This is a genomic window from Methyloceanibacter marginalis (assembly GCF_001723295.1).
Classification (GTDB): Bacteria; Pseudomonadota; Alphaproteobacteria; order Rhizobiales; family Methyloligellaceae; genus Methyloceanibacter; species Methyloceanibacter marginalis.
In genome coordinates this window covers 1-14,764 of the sequence record NZ_LPWD01000007.1, presented here as the reverse complement: position 1 = coordinate 14,764, position 14,764 = coordinate 1, and the positions used below count along the sequence as shown (strand labels likewise).

Below are 14,764 nucleotides of genomic sequence, written 5' to 3'. Positions count from 1 at the left end.
ATCCTCGTGCTTGCGGCGTTTGTCACGTCGGATCCAGCGCAGGCGCCAGCGCAAGCCGGTGCGCCGGCCGCGAGCACGGCGGCGCCAAGCTATTCGGAAGACATCCAGCCCATCTTCAACAAGCGCTGCGTCGCCTGTCATGGCTGCCTGGGCTCACCCTGCAACCTCAAGCTCACCTCGTATCGCGCGGCCGAGCGCGGTGCCTTCGGCGAGACCCCTATGCGAGCCATTTTGAGGCGTCGCCGCGCACCGGCATGGACGTCGTGCAGACGACGGCCGAGTGGCGGAAACGCGGATTCTATCCCGTGCTGTCGCGCGGCGGCTCGGAGCCGGAGAACCTCCAGCGTTCGCTGCTCTATCAAATGATCGAGGCGGGAACTCGGCACAACAAGCCGGGCTTCTCGCGCCAAACTTTGATGCCGCTTTATGCCAAGCGCTACGCCCATCAGTGTCCGGCCACGCCCGAAGCGCTCGGCACGCAGCTCAAGCAGAACCCTGCCTCGGGCATGCCGTTCGGCCTGCCGTCGCTCGACGAGGACGATTTCCAAACGCTGCGCGACTGGGTGGCTTCAGGGTCGCCCGGCCCGACAAAGGCCGAGCGGCAAGCCGCGGAGACCGTGACCGACCCGGCCGCGGTCCTCGCCTGGGAAAGTTTCTTCAACGCCGCCGACAAACGGTCGCAGCTCGTTTCCCGCTACATCTTCGACCATGTGTTTCTGGCGACGATCGTCTGAAGGAAAGCCCCGGCGATTACTTCAAGCTCGTACGCTCCAAGACGCCGCCCGGCGATGCGGCCGCGAACCCGCCGGCGCCCGTCGACATCATCGATACGCCCCTGCCCTACGCCGACCCTTACGCGTATGCCGGCGTCGACCGCTTCTACTACCGCTTGAAGAAGATCACCGCGCCGATCGTACAGAAGAACCATTTCGTCTGGCGTCTCGACCACGCCGACATCGGTCATCTCAAGAAGCTGTTCCTCGGCGCCGACTGGGACAACACGGCGAAGCTCGACGCCCCCTGGGGAATCGGCAATCCATTTTTGGTGTACCAGGCCATTCCGGCGGCAGCGCGCTACCGCTTTCTCCTGGAGAATTCCGAGCTGATCGTTTCCGGCATCACCTACGGACCGGTTTGCCTAGGCCAGACGGCGACCTTCGCGGTCAAGGACCAGTTCTGGGTCTACTTCGTCGATCCCAAGGACGACGTGTCGGTTCTCGAGCCCAAGCTCGGATTGGAGACATGGGAAACCTTCATGGACCGGTCGATCTTCGGCAACGACGCTTACGAGGCGGCCTACGGCGCCGCGCTGAAGAAACTGCGGCCCAAGGGCTACACGATCGATGCGATCTGGAACGGCGCGCGAAAAGATCCGAACGCCTGGCTCACGGTGCTGCGCCACGAGAGCAATGTCTCGGTGATGAAGGGACGCCAAGGCGGCATCCCGCGCACCCAATGGCTGATGAACTATAGCGGCTTCGAGCGCATCTACTACGACACGGTCGCCAACTTCGAATATTGGTCCGGCGACATCCCGAAGCTCGAAACCTTGGTGTTCTTCAACTATCTGCGCCAGGAGTTCGAGGACAATTTCCTGCTGCTCCTGCCCGAGGACGAACGCCAGAAGATCCGCGAGAAGTGGACCCAAGGCATCGGCCAGATCGCGCTCGCCCTGGAGCCCTTCGCCGGCGAAGAACAGCCGACGCAAGTCAAGACCGATAAGCACGATCCCTTGCTCAGCCTCGTCGACGACATCCAGGCGCATATGGGCGAAGCGGTCAGCGGCCCGCCCGACCGCCTGAATCCGCATGAGAAGCCGGACGTCTCCTTAAACGCGCCGATCGAGAGCTTCGACGGCTGGATTGAAGCGGCCTCGCTCCTGACTCAGACGCGGGACTACAAGTTTCCGCGCTACCTGCCGAGCGTGATCCTGCTGAAATTGACCGACGGCGACGAGGCGCGCGTCTATTCGCTGATTGCCAACCGGGTCTACGCCTCCCAGGACACGATCCTGTTCCAGGACGGCCAGGCGCTGCCGCATCTCTACACCATGAGCATTTATCCCACCGTGATCGGCGGCTTCCCCAACTACTTCATGGAGATGAATCTCAGACAGGCGGGCGACTTCCTGCGCGGCTTGCGGGAGGTCCAATCCCTCGCCGACTGGAACGCCTTGCGTGACCGCTACGGCATCTTGCGCAACGACGCGCGGCTCTGGGCCACCTATGACTGGTTCACTGAGTGGAACACGCGGCACCGAGGCATCGAGGCCGGTTACCTCGACCTCTCTTATTACGACCTGTTCGACTCCGTCTACTGATCTCGAAGGTCTTCAGGCACGGTGTTCCGGGTTCTCGTAGTCGAACCGGCACCCGGCCTTCCAGGCTTTGCGATTGTTGCCGTGATTTGAATAGCCGCCCGCGTCTTTGAGGATGCGCGCGAGATGCATCAGGTTCCACGTCATAATCGTGGTGTTCCGCTGAGTGAAGTCGTTGTCGACGCCGACAGGCCCGTCTTCCGAAGGATCGCCGTATGACGCGCCCGGCCCCGCCTCGCCGATCCAGCCGCAATCGGCCTGGGGCGGGATAGTGTAGCCGAGGTGCTGAAGCGCGTAGAGGATGCTCATCGAGCAATGTTTGATGCCGTCCTCGTTGCCGGTGATGACCGCGCCGCCGACCTTTCCGTAGAACAGGCTCTGGCCTCTGTCGTTGAGCATCCCCGACATGCCATAGAGCCGCTCGATGAGGATTCGACAGACGGAGCTTTCCTCACCGAGCCAGATCGGCGTGGCGACGATGAGGATGTCAGCCGCTTCGATGGTTTTCCAAAGCGCGGGCCAGTCGTCACGCTCGGCGCCGTGCTCGGTCATGTCGGGATAGACGCCTGAAGGGATTTGGTGCGACAGGCCGTGGATGTGGTCCACCGTCACGCCGTTCTTGCGCATAATCTCTTCGGCAACCGACAGCAGGAGGCGGGTATGCGACTCCTCCGGATCGCGCTTAAGCGAACAGTTGAACGCGACGGCCTTGAGATCGGAAAAATCGGTCTTGTTCTGCGCGCAGAGCTCTTCCTGCTGGATATTGAGCGGCATGATGAGGGCTCCAGATTGACGAATATGAGACGCCTCAGTCTAACGAGGATCGCGTGCCGCGGAAGAAGAGCTTCTTCAAGACGAAGTGAGGGTGGCCGCTGGGGGGAGACGGCCACCCTCTGCTTTCGACCTACCGATCCATGTTGGTCTGGTAGGCATTCGGGAAGCCCTCCGCCGCGGCGGGTGCGACAGCGGCGGTGACGAGGGCGAGAGCGATGAGAATGGTTTTCATTGTTGTGCTCCTTGGGAGGTTGGTTTCGCCTTGCACGAGATTGATATCGTGACGCCGCGCGCGCGTTCAAATAACAAGCAGTCACGACTGCGTGCTGGAGCGTGACCGTTCGCTCACGCATCGGGGAAGGCTTGGAGCCCGGCGCGACCGATGCAGCCGCTAACAAAATTGTCATCCTAACGAAGGAGTCGGTTGCCAGTGTCCGCGCCTTCGATCACGATCCACGGACATTCGACCGCCACAGAGTTGAGACCGCACCTTCCATGAAAGCACCCTCCGGCCCCAGCACGCCAACCTGGGCCCCGGCCCGCAAGGACGTCGTGGGCGCAAGCCTCGGCTCATCGCGGCTGTGGTTCACCATCGCCCAAGGCATCGTCACCGAGGTCTACTACCCCCGCATCGACATCCCCCAGATCAAGGATCTCGGCTTTATCATTGCCGACGACAAAGGCTTCTGGGTGGAGCTGCGGCGGCTGAATAATTACACCGTGAGCTTGCCCGCGCCGGGCGTGCCGGCCGCCGAGATCATCCACCGCCATCCCCGCTTCACCTTCACGCTCGAGGTCTGCCCGTCCGAACGCCGCGATACGCTGCTGGTGCGCTATTCGTTGGAGGGCGACGCGGACCTCAAGCCGTACGTGCTGCTCGCCGCGCGGCTGGGCGAGGACGCGGAGAACAATATCGGCACCGTCGCCACCCATGACGGCCGCGGCGTGTTGTGGGCCGAGCAAGGCCCGTTCGCGCTCGCGCTATCGGCCGTCGACGACGACGGCGCCGACGCCTTCGGCCGCCGCTCCGTAGGCTGCCTCGCGGTGAGCGACGGCTGGCAGGACTTCAACCGCAATGGCCGCATGACCTGGGAGTATGACGAGGCGGGACCCGGCGCCGTGTCCTTGATGGGCGAACTCTCAAGGCTCGGCGTGCTGGCGCTTGGGCTTTCCTCCACCAAGGAGGCGGCCGCGACGCTTTCCGTATCGGCGCTGCTGGACGATTTCGACGAGGAATGGTCCGCCCATTGTCAGGCCTGGCAGGAATGGCTGGGCCAATGCCGCCGCGCCGCCTTCGGCGGCGAGATCGACGACCGGCTTGCTCTGTCCGCCTCGGTCCTGAAGGTGCACCAGGACCGCACCTATCGCGGCGCCGCCGTGGCCAGCCTCTCGGTGCCGTGGGGCGAGACGAGCACGAGCCGCGGCGGCTATCACCTGGTCTGGCCGCGCGACCTGGTCGAGACCGCGGGCGCGCTCATCGCCATGGAATCCTATCGCGCGCCCGCGACGTCCTGCGCTACCTCATCGCCACCCAGCACGAAGACGGCCACTGGTTCCAGAACCAATGGCTCGGCGGCCGTCCGTTCTGGCAGGGCCTGCAGCTCGACGAAGCGGCGTTTCCGATTCTGCTCGCATCGCTCCTGAAGGAGCATGAGGCGCTCGACAACATTCCCATCACGGACATGATCACGCGCGCCGTCGGCTTTGTCGCCGGCTCAGGCCCCTCTACATGCCAGGACCGCTGGGAGGAAGACGCCGGCATCAATATGTTCACGCTGGCCGTCGCCATCGCCGCGCTGGTGGAGGGCGCCGAACATCTCGAAGGCGCGGCGAAGGCGCATGCGCTGCGCGTCGCCGACTATTGGAACGCGAAGCTCGAGGATTGGGCTTTCGTACGGGGGACGCCGCTCGCAGAAGACTTGAATGTGAGCGGCTATTTCATTCGCACCGTGCCGCTCGATGCCTCCGGCGAGAGACAGTCCTTCGCCGATGCGGTGACGATCAAGAATCTCGATCACAACCCAAACCTGCCGGCGAGCGGCCAGGTCTCGACCGACTGCCTGCAGCTCGTGCGCTATGGCTTGCGGGCGGCCGACGATCCCTCCATCACCGACAGCATCAAAGTTATCGATTCCCTGTTGAAGACCGACACGCCGTCGGGGCCGGTCTGGCACCGCTATAATAATGACGGATACGGCGAGCACGACGATGGCACCGGCTTCAACGGCACGGGCCGCGGGCGCGGCTGGCCGCTGCTGACCGGCGAGCGCGGCCACTATGCGCTCTGCGCCGGCGAGGACGTGACACCCTACGTGGACGCCATGATGGCGATGTCGAGCCCGCTTGGCCTGATCCCTGAACAGATCTGGGATACGGACCCCATCCCGGCTTACGGTCTCGTGCCCGGCAAGCCGAGCGGCTCCGCCATGCCGCTGGTCTGGGCTCATGCGGAGTTCGCCAAGCTCTGCCACAGCCTGGGCGCCGGACGCCCCGTCGACCGGCCGCAAGCCACTTGGGCGCGCTATCGCGGCGTGAAACCCAAGATCGACTACGAGATTTGGGGGCCGAGCTACCGGCCCAAGCGCATCGCGCCGGGGCGCGTTCTCTATGTGACGATGAGGCTCCGGCGCGCGTGCATTACGGCACCAATGGCTGGCAGGACGTGGCCGACATCGACACCGAGGATACCGGTCTCGGCCTGCATGTCGCCAAGCTGCCCACCGAAACCCTGAAACCCGGCGACAGCATCGCCTTCACCTTTTTCTGGCCGGAGAGCGGCAATTGGGAAGGCCAGAACTTCGAGGTCGCCATCGAGGGCGCGCTCGTGCCGGCCTAAAGGGCCATCCCCCGAGATGGCGGGGCGATACACTTTCTGGTATGGCTCAGCCATATAATAACGCGCCGGAAGCCCTGGGCTCGGACCCAAGGGGCGGGACGAGAAGGCTTCCCGGGGGAAGAGCCCATCATGAAGCGCATCAAGCAGCTCTGGCTCGTCCTGGCGATTTTCATGCTGCCCATGACGGCGGCCTTTGCCATCGACCGGCTGCTACTGGCGCCGAACTGCCCGGACTGCCACGCCGAGATGACGGAACAGCTCCCCCTGTTCGACGGCACGCAAGACGGCCTGGTGCGCATCAGGGCCAACAGCATGGAGTTTCGCGCCCGCGCGGCCGGCTTCGGCAATCCCCAAGGCGAAGGCGTGATCCTGCTGCATGGCTTCCCCGCGACCTCGATCATGTGGGAGACGCTGCTCGACACGCTGGGCAAGGCCGGCTACCGCGCCATCGCCTACGATCAGCGCGGCTATAGCCCGGGCGCGCGGCCGCCCGCGCAGAACGACTACACCAAGACCAAGATCGCCACGGACGTGCTGGCCGTCGCCGACGCCGCCGGCTTCGAGCGGTTCCACGTCATCGGCCATGATTTCGGCGGCGCCATCGCCTGGACCGTGGCGGACCGCTATCCGGAGCGTGTCCTAAGCCTGACGTCGCTGTCCATGCCGCACCCGTCTGCCTTGGCGTACGCGCTTGCCGAACCAGACTCGCAACTCCGCCTCTCAAGCTACATGGTGTTCTATCGGCTGCCTGTACTGCCGGAACTCGTGCTCGGCTTCAACCAGGCCTCCTTCCTCGAATACCTAAAGTGGCAAGACCACCCGCCCGAACAGATCGAGGAATATGAGCGCGTGTTCGGCGAGCCGGGCACGCTCCATGCGGCGCTCAACTGGTACCGGGCCTTCGAGTTCCGCTCGCTGGACCCTGTCGGCAAGATCCGGCCACCGACTCTCTTTATATGGGGCCGCGAGGACGGCGCCTTCGGCCGTGTCGCCGCGACGGAGACGGTGAACTACATGGACGGCCCCTATCGCCTGCACACCGTGGAGGCGGGACACAATCTCATGCTGGAGGTCCCGGAGATCGTGACCGAGGACGTGCTCGCGCATCTCAACACAGCAGATAAAGTCTCCGAGCAATGGGTTGCGGCCTTGGCCGAGACGCCGCAGGAAGACGGGTCGGCTTGCGATCAGTCCCGCCCGCAATGCTTGCGCATTTCTCTTACGCCGGACGGCCACACGCTGCGCATCCGCAATCGCTGCGACGAGACCTACAAGGGTGTCGTCCGCGTCTCCTGCTCGCAATGGGCGCCGGATGCGGCCATGGAGTACCGCTTCAGCCTCGGCGCCATGGCGGAGATGACTCAGGAAAGCACCGGGCTCTCCAATGGCGATTGCTACTACCGCCACCGTCTCTGCGCCAAGGAGGCGGAAGACGGCAAGCACCGCCCGGCGTCGCTCATACCCTTTTTCTAGAACCGCGGCAGGATCAGCGGGATGCTCGCCGCGATCAGCAGGATGGCGAGGATCACCGACAGGCTGAGCTCCAAGACGATGCCGGGCGCGTGAATCTTCGCGTCGTCGAGCAGGAGGCCCGTCCGCACGAAGCGTATGGTCGCGGCCACGATGAAGACGATCCCAACCACGATGAGCGCCTCCCCGGCCCCGCTCCCGAACGAGTGGGACAAGGCCTCCAGCCGGTCGCGGCCGCGCCGGGGACGGAGACCGCGTCGGCCATCGTGAGGATAAAGAGATCGAACCGCTCGACCAGGAAGCCGAAGGCGATCACCGCGACGCCGGTGCGAAGCCAGGCGAGGAAGGTCCGCTCATTGGCCGCGTGGTCCGTATAGGATCTGATCATGGCAGGCCCCGTTCCGCTGTCAGGAGCGGAACAGCTTGGCCGCAAAGCGCCAAGAATGACTTAAGGCCGGGGCCTTTCCCCTAGGCGGGATTGTGCTTACGCGACAATTCCCAGCGGAGCCGGGCCCATTTATAGGCGTCCATGATCGAGATCGCGTAGACGAACAGGCCGCCGGCATAACGGCCGACAAGCGACTGGTCCGGCGTGGTGAGATGAAAGGTGATCCAGCCGAACAGCAGCATGAAGAACACGAAGACCAGCCCGCGGCCCGGCATGCCGGAGAACACGTGGCCAGCCCCGGGCAGCACGATGGCGATGGCGAGGATCAGGTAAGGGTTGAGCGGCCGGCGCTCCAGGACGGACCGGTCCGCGATCTCAGGCGGCGGCTTCACGGCGAATCTCCTTGGACTGCTCACCGGCCAAAGCACGGCGAATGGCCGTGCAGCGCCGGAGAAGATCACAGAAGCGCTCGCGGTCAAACCGGTTCACCTCGAAGCGTGCCTGGCGCAACAGCATGTAGTCGCCCCGCTGGGCCTCGTCGGCCTGCCAAACGATGCGCACGCCCCTCGGCGCGATGACGAGTTCCTTGGCCTTGGGCTCGCCGAGAAAGTCCACATACGGCACGATCGCCTCCGGCGGCGGCAGCTTCGCCACGTCGTCGGTCCGGATCACCGCCCGCTCCGGCCAGTCCGCCGGCGTATCGAGCCGGTCGGGCAATCTCTCGAACGCGGAGAAAAACTCTGCTCCCGATGGCCGCATCATGACGTCGAGGACAGCGCCTGTCGCCACCGGCGCCTCGACGGTCAGTCTGAGCCAAAGGGATGGCAGCTTGCGGAGCGCAACGCAGTCGACGACGACATCCGCCCTGACCGGAACGCCCTCGAACCATCCCGAAAGCCTTGGATAGCCGAAGGCATCGCGCGTGATCTCCGGCCGGTCGAGAGCGGTGAGGCAGTCGGCGAAGAACTCGCTCCTTTGCTGCCGCACCCGCTTCTGGTCGCGGCGGTGCAGCGCGACCAAAACGATGAGCCCCACGCAGGCCGTGATGATCGCCAGAATGGTCATCCGCGCATCATCGGACGATCGTTACCGGGCAATGCGCCTCGGCAACGACAGCCTCGGCGATCGAACCGAGCACCAGCCGCTGGACGCCTCTGTGACCATGCGAGCCGATCACGATATGGTCGTGCTTCTGCTTCTTGGCGTAAGCGGCGATCGCATCGGCAATGTCCCGGCTGCACACGGTGACGCACTGAACCTTGCGAAGCCCCGCTTTCTTTGCCCTATCGGCGACCGAGCGAAACTCGGCGCGGGTGATGGCATCGCCCGCATCGAGGACCGTGGAGTCCCAGTAGGCGGACCTTGCCGCGCTGGCCCGCGAGACCCGTTCGACCGTGAGAACGGTCAGCTTGGCGCCGAGATCCTTGGCCAGTGAGATCGCGAAGTTCACCGCCTTGGCCGAGATTTTCGAGCCGTCGGAGGCACAAAGGATGTTCTTGATCATCGCGTCCCCCCTCAGTAGCCGATCGGCCGTTGCCAGGGCATGGTGAACTGTCGCCGCGGCGCACATATTTGTAGCGGTGGAAGGCGAACCACAGCGAGGCGACGATGTAGAAGCACATCATGGCGAGCAGCTGGGTGCCGTAGCCGAGGAACGTGGCGAAGTAGGTGGTGATGCACAGCGCCAAGAGCACGATCGCCGGCAGCGGATGGTAGGGGTGCACATAACCCCGCCGGATCGAGCCCAGCGGCCACTTCTTCCGGAACATCCACATGTTGACGGGCATGAAGGTGTAGCCGAGCAGCCCCGACAGGATCGAGAAGGTGATGACCTGGTCGAGAAGCCCGGTGAACGAGAAGCTCACCGCGATGGGGATGAGGAACAGAATTGCCCGGTAGGGCGTGCGATAGCGCGGATGAACCGCGCCGAACCAGAGCGGCATGTAGCGGTCGCGGCCCATGGAGAACCACGAGCGCGACGCATCGTTGATGCAGCCATTCGCCGAGGCAATCGCCGAGAAGATCGTGCCGACGAACAGGAACACCTGAAGCGCGGGGCTGCCCGTCACACGCGCGGCATCGTAAAGCGGCGTCGCGGCCTGACCGAGGAACTCCCAAGGCAGAAGGCCCGTGGCCACGTACCACGTCATCGTCGCCGCGATGAGAAGCGTGATGATGCCGCTCATCGTTCCGTAAGGCAGCGATCTCGCGGGCGAGCGAACCTCTTCCGCAGCCTGGCAGGTGCCCTCGATGCCGAGATAATACCAGATGCCGAATTGGAAGGCGGCGATCACGCCGATCCAGCCATAGGGCAAGTCGGTGAGCAGTTCCCGGTGATGCAAGGCCGCGCCGGGCGCCCAGGCTGCACGCCGATGAACAGCACGACGATGGAGATGAAGGCGGCGGCGGTGATGACGAAGTTCACACTCAACGTCATCAGCACGCCGCGATAGTTGAGCCAGGCCAGCATCGCGATGGTCAGCACCACGAATGGCCGCGGATCGAGCGCCTCGTGCCCCATCTCGCTAGCGACCGCGGTCAGGAGATCGCCCACGACGAGGGCGTCGGCCGCTTCGAGCATGGTGTAGGCCATGACGAGATAGAGGCCGACATTGAAGGCCATCAGCGGGCCCATGATGTGCTTGGCTTGCGCGTACTGGCCGCCGGCCGCGGCGACGGTCGACGTGACCTCGGAGTCGATCATGGCGACGCAAGTGTAGAGAAGCCCGATCACCCAGCAGGCGATCAACGCCCCCATGGCGCCGCCTTTGCCGACGGAGAAGTTCCAACCCATGAACTCTCCGACGAGAACGATACCACGCCCAGCGCCCACACATGTGCGGGACCCAGACGCGCAATAGCGAAATACGTTGCCGGCCTTCCCCGGCTGCGCCTGTCGTCGTGGACATGACCCTTGAACCTCCCCCTGGCGTTGTTCTTATGAGACTTCCGAGATGTCGTGTTTCTCGCTGATGCCTTCGAGTTCACCTTCGCGAGACGACGTCAGCAGGTCCTCGTCGTAGTCCCGGTTGACCTGGATCGCGTCGAGCAGCATCCAACCCAACAGAAAGACGGAGACAGCCCAGGCCCCGTATTCGAGTACGTTCCACCAATCCATTCCCGCCTCCTATTTCTTGCGGCCGAAGCGCTCGTCGATCACTTCCCGGTATTCGCGGTCGGAGAAGCGGATCACGAAGAAGAAGTACCCAAAGATGACGAGGGCGGTGATGATGAGCGCCAACGGATTGATCGAGTAATCGAAGCGCGTAGTGATGATCTCGGCGGCCGATTCCGGCGTGTAACCGAGCTTCTCCCACTGAGCGGCCATCGTTTCGTTCTGACCCAGGGCTTCCCAGGTCGGCTGCTCAACGGTCTTCGTCGTGGTGCCGCCGCCGGTCAGGCCGAGGACCAACGGCGCGAAGAGCACCACGTAAACAAGAGCCAGAAGAAAGACTGAATCGAAGATCTGCCCGGCCTTGCTTTGTTCGGGCGGTCTGTATGGTTTCGTGCTCATCCCAACTCCCCCTGTCGCTTAGGCCCGCTGGGCCGCTTCTTTCTCCGCTTCGGCCTTCATCTCGCGCGCGACGTCCAGATGCCGGATGTCCAGGCCGTAGATGAAGTCCTTGTCTTCGCGGTAGTGTTTGACCATTGCGCCGATCGAGGCGGTGTTGAACAGCAACACGGCACCGGCGGCGACGGCGAGGACGGTGCGGATGGCCGGGTCGGGCACGACCTGCCAGACCATGAAAAGAACGAAGAGGATGACGACCCAAAGCACGGCGACGAACGTCCAGGCGCCGAGCCTGTCGCGGGCGTACATCGCCTCAATACGGTCGTTTAAGCTTCTCATTGTCGCTCCTCCCTTTGCCCTCTTGGCGCTTGGGACCCTGTTCCCGGATCTCCTCGTGTTTCCGTATGGGAAATATTTTTTCCCCAAGCGAATAGCTTCATGCGAGACTCGCAGGCTGTCGACGGGGTAAACGGGGGTGTTTCTTCCCCCAATGGGGAAGCGGCGCCCCAACAGGAGGCTTGTTGCATCTTAGATGTACGGGAGACCCTCAAAGGCCCATGGTTCAACCCCGAGCGCCGCTCGAAGCTCGGGGTCCCGATTGGCGAAGCCGATGCATCTCCTCATTGCCGACGATCATTTGCTGTTTCGATCCGGCTTCAAACTGCTGGTCTCACAGCTTTTTCCGGGATCTCAGCTTTCCGATGCCGGCGATGCGAACGAGGCGTGGGACGTCCTCGACACTGAGGAGAGCTTCGATCTCGTCTTCCTCGATCTCGCCATGCCCGGGATGAACGGCATCGCGGGCGTGCGGCGCTTTGTGGAGCGCCGGCCGGCGACCCCGGTGGTGATCCTCTCGGCGCATGCCGAACCGGACGAGATCGCCGAGTGCATGGGCCTTGGCGTCAGGGGGTACATCCCAAAGGCGGCCAGCGAGAGCGTTCTACAAAATGCGGTGTCCTTGGTTCTCGCCGGGGAGATCTACGTCCCCCGGCATGTCATCAGCCAGATCCTGTCCGAGGGCGGGAACGATACGCGCGAGGATTTGGACGGCCTGCCCGAGAACAACCCGCTACGCCAACTCACGCCGCGGCAGCGCAATACGCTGGCCTTGATGATCGAAGGACGGTCCAACAAGGAGATCGCGCGGAGCCTCAACCTCCTCGAGAGCACCGTGAAGGCGCACGTCAAGGTCATCCTCCGCAAGCTCTCGGCGCACAACCGCACCCAAGCCGCGCTGATCGCCGCCGATCTCGGCTGGCCGCGCCGCGTTCGGACCAGAACGTCTTAAGGCCTTCAAGGCCACACCGCATCGGGCCGCGCTCCGTCTTCAGCCAGCAATTGTGCGATCGCTGTCGCCAGGCTCGCAGGATCCACGGGCTTATGAAGCAGACGGCAACCGCTCGCCTCGGCCTCGGCGATCCGGATCGGCTCCGTATCGCCGGTGACGAGGATGCCCGGGATTGACCGGCCGATCTTGAAGCGCACCGCCGAGATCGCCGCGACTCCGGTCATATTCGACTCCAGCCGGTAATCGGCGACGACCAGCTCCGGCGGCGTTTCGGCATCTTCGAGCTTGCTCAGCATCTCGCCGATCGAGCGCGCGGCAATCACCTCCGCTTCGCACACGCCGAGAAAGGATTGCAGCGCCGCCAGCTGGAGCTGTTCGTCATCGATCACGGCAATCGTCCGCCCCTTGAAGGTCGGCGCCGAAACCAGCGGCTGCGGCTGGGTCTCGCTCTCTTGGCTTTCGGCGAGCCGTAGCGCGATCGAGAACACCGACCCTTTGCCAGGCTGTGACCGCACCGCGATCGAGGTCCCCATGAGCGCCGCCTGGCGGCGCACGATCGCCAAGCCAAGACCCGCGCCCCGCTTCCTGTCGCGCGCGGGATTGTCGACCTGATAGAACTCCTCGAAGATCTGCTCCCGCTCCTCCGGGGCGATGCCGATCCCGTTGTCCCATACTTCCAAAATCGCGGCGCCGCCGCGCGTCCGGCAGCCCACAAGGACCCGGCCTTGCTCGGTGTAGCGCAGCGCGTTCGAGACCAGGTTCTGCAGGATGCGAACCAGCATGGTGTGGTCCGCTTGGACAAAAAGGCTCCTGGGGACGAAGCGGAGCTCGGTCTTGCCGGCCTCGGCATCGCGCTTGAAGCTCTTCTCGAGCAATTCGAAGATGTCGGCGACCGCCACGTCGGTGAATTCCGGCACCACGACGCCCGCATCAAGGCGCGAGATGTCGACGAGGTCCTCGAGCAGCTCGCTGCTGGCATCGAGGCAGTCCCGAATGCTGTCCAGAATGCCCCGGCTCGCCTCGTCCAGGGGGCTCCGCGCCAGCGCCGCGACGAACATGCCGACGGCCTGCAACGGTTGACGCAGATCGTGACTTGCGGCGGCGAGGAACCGGCTCTTCGCCCGGTCGGCACGCTCCGCGTCGGCCTTGGCGACCCGAAGAGCAACCTCCGCGCTTTTCCGCCAGGAAATATCGCGCACGCTGGTGCGCACGCCCAGCCTTTCGCCGTCACCGCCGATCATCGGTTGCCACGATACGGCGGCCCATCCTATCCGCCCGCCCTTGTGGCGGATGCGGAACTCGACATCGTTCCCGCTCGTGCCCGTCAAGGCCGATTGCAGGAGAGACTTTACGCCGTCCCGATCATCCGGATGGACGATCCCGAGCGGGTAGTCGGTCATGGCGAGACACTCATCGACGGAGTACCCGGTCATGCGCTCGACCCCGGGGTTGATCCACCGGACGCGCCCGTCCGGCAGAAACCAGCTCTCCCAGTCGTATGTGTAGTTGGCGACGATCTCGAACAGGTCGTTACTCACACGGAAAGCCCCTTTTGGACCATTGGAGCACGTATCCCCCATTTGGGCACCACACTCATCCCTGTGCGCAATTGCGAGCGCCGGTCGCACGCCGCATCGTCGGGGGGTAACTAACCTAGGACTTCAGCGCTGCCGGGCCGTGCCGGGCAGCGTTTTTTTTTCGCCCCATCGTCCGCCGTTTGAAAGAGAATCGCTAGAAAATCGACCAACCGGCTTTCGCGGCGAGCTGCTCCAACACCTGCGTCCCGATCAGGGAATTACCTTGCTCGTTCAATGCTGGAGACCACACGGCTATCGACGCGACGCCGGGCACGATCGCGAGGATTCCGCCGCCCACGCCGCTCTTTCCGGGCAGTCCGACCTTGAAGGCGAAATCCCCGGAACCGTCGTACTGCCCGCAGGTCAGCATGAGAGAGTTGATGCGCCGGGCGCGCTTGCTCGAGACAACTCTTGAATAGGGCGCCGGAATGGCCCCGCCATTCGCGAGAAACAGCCCGGCCCGGGCCAGCTGGCAGCAATTCATCGACAGCGCGCATTGGTGGAAATAGACGCCGAGAACGTGGTCGACCGCATGATCCAGATTTCCGAAGGCGCTCATGAAATTCGCCAGGGCCGATTGCGGTAGCCGTGTTCGGTTTCCGA

General features: G+C 63.9%; 16 protein-coding genes and 3 pseudogenes. 7 read left to right on the top strand and 12 right to left on the bottom strand.

Features of this window, described 5'->3' with window-relative positions; translation table 11 throughout:
• Positions 1–254: 254 nt before the first annotated feature.
• Entirely contained in the window at positions 255–734 is a 480-nt protein-coding gene (locus AUC71_RS21655; protein WP_069622644.1) for a fatty acid cis/trans isomerase, read from the top strand.
• Positions 644–2,320, top strand: coding sequence for a fatty acid cis/trans isomerase (locus AUC71_RS00260; protein ID WP_280139251.1), 1,677 nt, complete (start codon positions 644–646; stop codon positions 2,318–2,320). Before AUC71_RS21655 ends, AUC71_RS00260 begins: the two co-directional genes overlap by 91 nt.
• A gap of 12 nt (positions 2,321–2,332) precedes the next feature.
• Here the strand turns inward: AUC71_RS00260 and AUC71_RS00255 are convergent, their stop codons facing one another.
• Positions 2,333–3,091 carry a flavodoxin family protein gene (locus AUC71_RS00255; protein WP_069622642.1) on the bottom strand — a complete coding sequence of 253 codons (759 nt, stop codon included), beginning with the start codon at positions 3,089–3,091 and terminating at the stop codon, positions 2,333–2,335.
• A gap of 495 nt (positions 3,092–3,586) precedes the next feature.
• Between AUC71_RS00255 and AUC71_RS20065 the strand changes: the two genes are divergently transcribed.
• The 4 genes from AUC71_RS20065 (at position 3,587) to AUC71_RS00245 (ending at position 7,400) form a co-directional block, all read left to right on the top strand.
• Positions 3,587–4,735: a glycoside hydrolase family 15 protein gene (locus AUC71_RS20065; protein WP_204376583.1), complete on the top strand. Its 1,149-nt coding sequence runs from the start codon at positions 3,587–3,589 to the stop codon at positions 4,733–4,735.
• A complete protein-coding gene (locus tag AUC71_RS20060) occupies positions 4,687–5,823 on the top strand; it encodes a glycoside hydrolase family 15 protein (protein ID WP_244500723.1) in 1,137 nt (378 codons plus the stop codon). Before AUC71_RS20065 ends, AUC71_RS20060 begins: the two co-directional genes overlap by 49 nt.
• On the top strand, positions 5,754–5,927 hold the full coding sequence (locus tag AUC71_RS20055) for a hypothetical protein (protein ID WP_204376582.1): 174 nt from the start codon (positions 5,754–5,756) through the stop codon (positions 5,925–5,927). The genes AUC71_RS20060 and AUC71_RS20055 overlap by 70 nt, the downstream gene beginning before the upstream one ends.
• 129 nt (positions 5,928–6,056) lie before the next feature.
• On the top strand, positions 6,057–7,400 hold the full coding sequence (locus AUC71_RS00245; RefSeq protein WP_069622641.1) for an alpha/beta fold hydrolase: 1,344 nt from the start codon (positions 6,057–6,059) through the stop codon (positions 7,398–7,400).
• Here AUC71_RS00245 and AUC71_RS20520 read toward each other — a convergent pair.
• The 9 genes and pseudogenes from AUC71_RS20520 to AUC71_RS00205 all read right to left on the bottom strand — a co-directional run bounded on the left by AUC71_RS20520 (position 7,397) and on the right by AUC71_RS00205 (position 11,605).
• A complete protein-coding gene (locus AUC71_RS20520) occupies positions 7,397–7,570 on the bottom strand; it encodes a hypothetical protein (protein ID WP_244500724.1) in 174 nt (57 codons plus the stop codon). The genes AUC71_RS00245 and AUC71_RS20520 overlap by 4 nt on opposite strands.
• A gap of 119 nt (positions 7,571–7,689) precedes the next feature.
• A pseudogene (locus tag AUC71_RS20515) lies at positions 7,690–7,785 on the bottom strand (DUF202 domain-containing protein); the annotation flags it as partial.
• Between the two features lie 80 nt (positions 7,786–7,865).
• Entirely contained in the window at positions 7,866–8,177 is a 312-nt protein-coding gene (locus AUC71_RS00235) for a hypothetical protein (protein WP_244500720.1), read from the bottom strand.
• The gene (locus AUC71_RS00230) at positions 8,161–8,850 is read right to left on the bottom strand and encodes a hypothetical protein (RefSeq protein WP_069622639.1); all 690 of its coding nucleotides are present in this window, start codon (positions 8,848–8,850) and stop codon (positions 8,161–8,163) included. The genes AUC71_RS00235 and AUC71_RS00230 overlap by 17 nt, the downstream gene beginning before the upstream one ends.
• 7 nt (positions 8,851–8,857) lie before the next feature.
• Positions 8,858–9,289 carry a universal stress protein gene (locus tag AUC71_RS00225; RefSeq protein WP_083237932.1) on the bottom strand — a complete coding sequence of 144 codons (432 nt, stop codon included), beginning with the start codon at positions 9,287–9,289 and terminating at the stop codon, positions 8,858–8,860.
• 11 nt (positions 9,290–9,300) lie between these two features.
• Positions 9,301–10,694: pseudogene (locus tag AUC71_RS00220) on the bottom strand (APC family permease).
• Between the two features lie 29 nt (positions 10,695–10,723).
• Positions 10,724–10,903, bottom strand: coding sequence for a hypothetical protein (locus tag AUC71_RS00215; protein ID WP_069622638.1), 180 nt, complete (start codon positions 10,901–10,903; stop codon positions 10,724–10,726).
• Between the two features lie 9 nt (positions 10,904–10,912).
• Positions 10,913–11,299, bottom strand: a complete 387-nt coding sequence (locus AUC71_RS00210; protein WP_069622637.1) for a hypothetical protein — start codon at positions 11,297–11,299, stop codon at positions 10,913–10,915.
• An 18-nt stretch (positions 11,300–11,317) separates the two neighbouring features.
• Entirely contained in the window at positions 11,318–11,605 is a 288-nt protein-coding gene (locus tag AUC71_RS00205) for a hypothetical protein (protein ID WP_425283337.1), read from the bottom strand.
• 289 nt (positions 11,606–11,894) lie between these two features.
• Between AUC71_RS00205 and AUC71_RS00200 the strand changes: the two genes are divergently transcribed.
• Positions 11,895–12,584: a response regulator transcription factor gene (locus tag AUC71_RS00200; RefSeq protein ID WP_158007648.1), complete on the top strand. Its 690-nt coding sequence runs from the start codon at positions 11,895–11,897 to the stop codon at positions 12,582–12,584.
• 5 nt (positions 12,585–12,589) lie between these two features.
• Here the strand turns inward: AUC71_RS00200 and AUC71_RS00195 are convergent, their stop codons facing one another.
• Positions 12,590–14,122 carry a PAS domain-containing hybrid sensor histidine kinase/response regulator gene (locus AUC71_RS00195; protein WP_069622635.1) on the bottom strand — a complete coding sequence of 511 codons (1,533 nt, stop codon included), beginning with the start codon at positions 14,120–14,122 and terminating at the stop codon, positions 12,590–12,592.
• 193 nt (positions 14,123–14,315) lie between these two features.
• A pseudogene (locus tag AUC71_RS00190) lies at positions 14,316–14,764 on the bottom strand (glutaminase); the annotation flags it as partial.

Excerpts from the sequence above, each read along its gene's own strand:
- AUC71_RS00230 (WP_069622639.1), bottom strand. The coding sequence starts at position 8,850 with ATGACCATTCTGGCGATCATCACGGCCTGCGTGGGGCTCATCGTTTTG.
- AUC71_RS00215 (WP_069622638.1), bottom strand. The coding sequence starts at position 10,903 with ATGGATTGGTGGAACGTACTCGAATACGGGGCCTGGGCTGTCTCCGTC.
- AUC71_RS00255 (WP_069622642.1), bottom strand. The coding sequence starts at position 3,091 with ATGCCGCTCAATATCCAGCAGGAAGAGCTCTGCGCGCAGAACAAGACC.
- AUC71_RS20065 (WP_204376583.1), top strand. The coding sequence starts at position 3,587 with ATGAAAGCACCCTCCGGCCCCAGCACGCCAACCTGGGCCCCGGCCCGC.
- AUC71_RS00225 (WP_083237932.1), bottom strand. The coding sequence starts at position 9,289 with ATGATCAAGAACATCCTTTGTGCCTCCGACGGCTCGAAAATCTCGGCC.
- AUC71_RS00245 (WP_069622641.1), top strand. The coding sequence starts at position 6,057 with ATGAAGCGCATCAAGCAGCTCTGGCTCGTCCTGGCGATTTTCATGCTG.
- AUC71_RS00205 (WP_425283337.1), bottom strand. The coding sequence starts at position 11,605 with ATGTACGCCCGCGACAGGCTCGGCGCCTGGACGTTCGTCGCCGTGCTT.
- AUC71_RS00210 (WP_069622637.1), bottom strand. The coding sequence starts at position 11,299 with ATGAGCACGAAACCATACAGACCGCCCGAACAAAGCAAGGCCGGGCAG.
- AUC71_RS21655 (WP_069622644.1), top strand. The coding sequence starts at position 255 with ATGGACGTCGTGCAGACGACGGCCGAGTGGCGGAAACGCGGATTCTAT.